Origin of the sequence: Vibrio sp. V39_P1S14PM300, assembly GCF_009904765.1 — a bacterium.
Classification (GTDB): Bacteria; Pseudomonadota; Gammaproteobacteria; order Enterobacterales; family Vibrionaceae; genus Vibrio; species Vibrio proteolyticus.
The window spans coordinates 1-4,468 of record NZ_WXWP01000080.1; the positions used below are offsets into that span (position 1 = coordinate 1).

At 48.5% G+C, this 4,468-nt stretch carries 6 protein-coding genes; 1 reads left to right on the forward strand and 5 read right to left on the reverse strand.

Annotated elements, in window-relative coordinates:
• From CAG65_RS03870 to CAG65_RS03880, 3 genes are all read right to left on the reverse strand, one after another.
• A partial coding sequence (locus CAG65_RS03870; RefSeq protein WP_161452306.1) for an iron chelate uptake ABC transporter family permease subunit occupies window positions 1–933 on the reverse strand: 933 nt, incomplete at its 3' end.
• A complete protein-coding gene (gene vctD, locus CAG65_RS03875; protein WP_021704801.1) occupies window positions 923–1,861 on the reverse strand; it encodes an iron chelate uptake ABC transporter permease subunit VctD in 939 nt (312 codons plus the stop codon). The genes CAG65_RS03870 and vctD, both read right to left, overlap by 11 nt.
• A gap of 24 nt (window positions 1,862–1,885) precedes the next feature.
• A complete protein-coding gene (locus tag CAG65_RS03880) occupies window positions 1,886–2,797 on the reverse strand; it encodes a siderophore ABC transporter substrate-binding protein (RefSeq protein WP_161452308.1) in 912 nt (303 codons plus the stop codon).
• A 158-nt stretch (window positions 2,798–2,955) separates the two neighbouring features.
• Here CAG65_RS03880 and CAG65_RS03885 point away from each other — a divergent pair, with 158 nt between their 5' ends.
• The gene (locus CAG65_RS03885; protein ID WP_040902429.1) at window positions 2,956–3,159 is read left to right on the forward strand and encodes a hypothetical protein; all 204 of its coding nucleotides are present in this window, start codon (window positions 2,956–2,958) and stop codon (window positions 3,157–3,159) included.
• A gap of 32 nt (window positions 3,160–3,191) precedes the next feature.
• On the opposite strand, the gene CAG65_RS03890 is transcribed toward CAG65_RS03885, so the two are convergent.
• Complete coding sequence (locus CAG65_RS03890; RefSeq protein WP_161452309.1) at window positions 3,192–3,644, reverse strand: RNA-binding S4 domain-containing protein; 453 nt, start codon at window positions 3,642–3,644, stop codon at window positions 3,192–3,194.
• Between the two features lie 212 nt (window positions 3,645–3,856).
• The coding region (locus tag CAG65_RS03895) for a glutathione S-transferase (protein WP_237668739.1) at window positions 3,857–4,468 on the reverse strand (612 nt) is incomplete at its 5' end.

A 4,468-nucleotide genomic window follows, 5' to 3' on the forward strand; every position in this document is an offset into this window, starting at 1 on the left:
GATCAGCATCGATAAGAAATAGACGCCACCGATAAAGTTAATCACGACGCTGAGCGTGGTTGAAAATGCAAACAGGTTTTCGACAATCCATTGCCCACTCAGCAACGCAGCGACCGATAACATTGAACACCCGACCAGCAGAACGCGATGCTGAAAAGCGTTAAAAAACTCACGAGTCAGGTTGGTCACCAACAAACCAAAGAACATAATCGGCCCCACCAAAGCGGTCGAAACGGCAATCAGAATGGCCGATAACATCAGCACCCGTTTAGTTGTGCCTTCCACGTCAACACCCAGACTCACCGCATTGTCTTTATCGAGCCAGAAAACATCCAGCGTCCGGTGCATTCGGTAAAGCAACCCGCTAACCACCACCAGAATCGGCATACACAGATACACCAGATCCACTTTGACGTTGTTAAAGCTGGCAAACATGTTGGCTTGCACCGACGCAAAATCATTCGGATCCATCAGCATGATGAAAAATGACGAAATGTTGGAGAACAACTGACCCAGGATCACGCCCAGAAGCAACAATGCAATCAGGTTACGCTGCTGTTTCTGGAAATAAAACCAGAACAGCACTAACGAGAATCCCAGCATCATTGCCACAGACAAACCGAAGTTAAGGTATGCATTGAGCGCATAAGCACTCATGCCGCCAAAAGTGGCCACCACCAACACCTGTGTAAACAGGTACAGCGCGTCAAAGCCCATAATGCTTGGAGTGAGAATGCGGTTGTTCGTGATGGTCTGAAACGCCATTGACGACAGCGCAATCGCGGTTCCGGCTAACACCATTGCCAAGACTTTAGGCACCCGACGGGACAGAAAATATTGATAGTTATCCGCATTTAAGCCAATGGCAACAAACAGCGTCGCGAACACCAGTGCGATCGCCAGCAGGCCGATAAGTTTGTATTTATCTTGCATGTTGCTGACCTCGCAGGATAAACACGATAAACACTCCGCCGCCGAGGATACTGATGATCATGGAAATCGGCACTTCGTATGGAAAAATCAGCGTTCGGCCAACCAAATCACACACCAGCACAATCAGAGCGCCCAGAATCGCGGTCAACGGAATGTTACGACGTAGATTGTCGCCAAAATAAAGGCTCACTAAATTGGGGACTATCAACCCAAGGAAAGGCAATTGTCCGACAATCATCACTACTGTCGCGGCCATCACCGACACCAGCATCACACCGATTACGAGCACCTGCTGATAGTTCAGCCCCAGATTGATGGCAAAGTCTTTTCCCATCCCCACCGCAGAAATACGAGCCGCATAGAGGTAACTGAACACCGCCACTGGCAAAGCGATGTAGAGCAACTCATAATCGCCCTGAAGCAGGTTGGCAAAATTGGCCACCGCCCACCCGGACAGGTTTTGAATCGCATCGTATTTATAAGCGATAAAGCTGGCTAACGAGTCCACCACATTACCGAAAATGATCCCGATCAACGGCACAAACACAGCGTTTTTGAACTGAACGCGCTGGATAAACTGGACGAACACCAGCGTTCCGGCCATTGCGACCAAAAAGATCAGCCATAATTGATTTCCGTCCCCGAAGATCACCAGACTGAGCACATAACCTAGCATGGCGCACTCAATGGTGCCGGAGGTTGAAGGGGCCGCAAAGCGGTTCTGACTGATCTGCTGCATAATAAGACCAGCAATGCTCAACCCTGCCCCCGCGAGCAATATGGCCAACAAACGTGGAACGCGGCTGTAAACAAGAAGCTGCCACGCGGCAGCTTCTCCCTGAATCAGTTGTGTTACGCTCAACTCTCCGACACCGACAAACAGGGACGCAGCGCTGAGCAACAGCAAAACAAGCAATAACTTTTTCAAAGCTAACCTCTGCTTGAAATTGGCTTACATCATGCCAACAGACTGTTTCACATCGGAGATCATCTGTTCAGTGGCCGTCACACCAGAAATCGCCAGATACCAGGCATTCAGATCCAAAAACGTCATGTGCTTGTTCTGGTAAGCTTTGGTCGCTTTGATCAGGTCATTTTCAAACTCTTCTCTGGTGTGACTCTTACCTTTGTTGACCAGCTTATCGCGGTCAATGATCAGCAAAGTTGTTGGATCAGCTTTGCGAATGTATTCGTAAGAAACAAGGTCGCCATGACGGCTGGCTTTAATGCCTTCCACGGTTGGTTTAAAACCAAAATCTTTGTAGATAGCAGAGAAGCGAGACTGCTCGCCAAACGTCGTGATGTTGCCACCCGAGCTCATGACCGTCAGGGCATCAATGTTGTTGTTCTGGTTGTAGCTACGAATCGACTGAAACTCTTTGTCCAGCGCATCGATTTTTTGCTCCACTTGCTCGCTCTTGCCAAACACTTTACCCAGGTTTCGCCACTGCTCCTGAGTCGATTCCCAATAGCCTTTTTTATCATCGGCTGCAAAGACAATGGTCGGGGCGATTTTTTTCAGCTCATCAAAGCTGGTAGCCGCACGTGACCCGATGACGATCAAGTCCGGCTTTTGCATGTAGATGGTTTCGAAATCCGGTTCAAACAAACTGCCAGCCGACGCATATTTGCTGTCATCGTACTTCGCCAAATACGCGGGTAGTGTCGTGGCTTTTGCTACCGCGACTGGCTCGACGCCCAGACTGTCTACAGCATCAAGAGCACCGATGCCAATCACGACAACGCGCTGAGGGTTCTGCTCCAGCGTGGTACTGCCCATTTCATGGGTAACGGTCACCGGTGTCGCCGACACTGTGAATGAAGCCAGCACCCCTAACGTGAAGATTCCGAACGAAGTTTTCATGATATACGCCTTATTAATGAGAATCATTATTATTTTGATTAGCGCAATATAGCGGCTATTATACTGCTGATCAACAAGCAATTTATTTTTCTCGCATTGGCATATAATCATTCTTAAGCCATACTTCATAAGGGTTGTAGTTGTACCGGGGTGGTACCATGGATAAAGTAGAGTTTGAGAAACTGCTCACCGAAGTGGATGACCTGACCATCTCTCAAAAAATGGAACTGGTAGAGAAACTAAGATACCAGGGACACCAAATCGATTACTTCAGTGATCTGATTACCCAGGAAGAGCTTGATATGTTGATGGAGCAATCAGACAGCCCATCAAAAAAGAGACAGAGTGAACAGATGAAATAAAAAAGCCAGTCGCAAGACTGGCTTTTTTACGTTCAGAAGAAATCGATGGAATTTCGGCCGCTGTTCTCGTCTCGACTCGGCTTGGACTTCTGCTCTTTTGGCGCGGTTTCACTGTTGGCTTTTTTGCCAGACTTGTCACCTGCCCGTTTGGTTTTTTTCTCTGCAACAGGCTTAGCTGGCTTTGACGCTGGCTGTTTGGCCTTAGGTTCTGGCTCACTTACCGGCGCATCGCACAATACAACGTAGTATTCTTGATTGAATTCAAAGAAATCACCATCGTACAGCTTGCGGCGCTTGCGTGTTTCCAGCTCGCCGTTGACCGCAACATAACCTTCTGCGATGGCATGTTTGGCTTCACCGCCGCCACTCACCAGGTTGGCAATCTTCATTACTTTGTACAGCTCTATCGGCTGAGCAGAAACCTCGATGCCCTCGGCCTCGATTTCAATTTCCTGCTCATGTAGCTCGTTCAATTCTGTTGTCATAACAAACCTGACTTTGTTTTCGTTGCCGCAGTGTACCGCTATTATCAGGCAGGATACAGTTTTCTCAACATACGCCGGCGTGAAAAAACGCGTTGTGCGATTTCTGCCGCCAAACAACCACCACCTTTCTAGCAAGGTGTTCGTTTGATACGCTTAAGAGCGCTTCTCTGCGAAGCGCTCAATCCGTCAGACAACGGCGGACATCATCGAAATCAGAATTGAAACGCCGGTCGGGCTGACACACATTCAAACCACTGTGCTATGTGCGTAAAGCGGTTCAACACTTCAATGTTCAACCCCTTCATCGCAAACCCGATAAAGATATAGCTTGTGATATCCACGATAGTGAAGTGTTCACCAGCCACATATGAGCTTTCCGCCAAGCGTTGATCCAGTTGTGGCAAGAACGCCTCAACCCTGGCCTTCGATTCTACGCCCCACGCTTCCACACAATGTTCCCGGTCTTTATACATACCTGTCAAGTTGCGAAACGCCTGAAAACCAGCCACCAACTCTTGAAACTCAACCACTCGATGCCACATCTCTACCTGCGCTTTTTCCAGTGCGTTGCGACCAAACAACGCGTGGTCATTTGGAGTCACTTCATCGAAATAACGGCAAATAGCGACACTTTCACATACGGTCGAACCGTCATCCAGTTCCAGCAAAGGCACCTTACCATTCACACATTTGCGTAGAAATTCGTCCGTCAGATTTTCTCCGTCACGCACATTAACCTGAACTCGTGGCACATCAACTCCCAGCTCTTTAAGAAACAGGGAGACGCGTCGGCAACTCGGGGTCATTTCAGTTTCATAAATTTT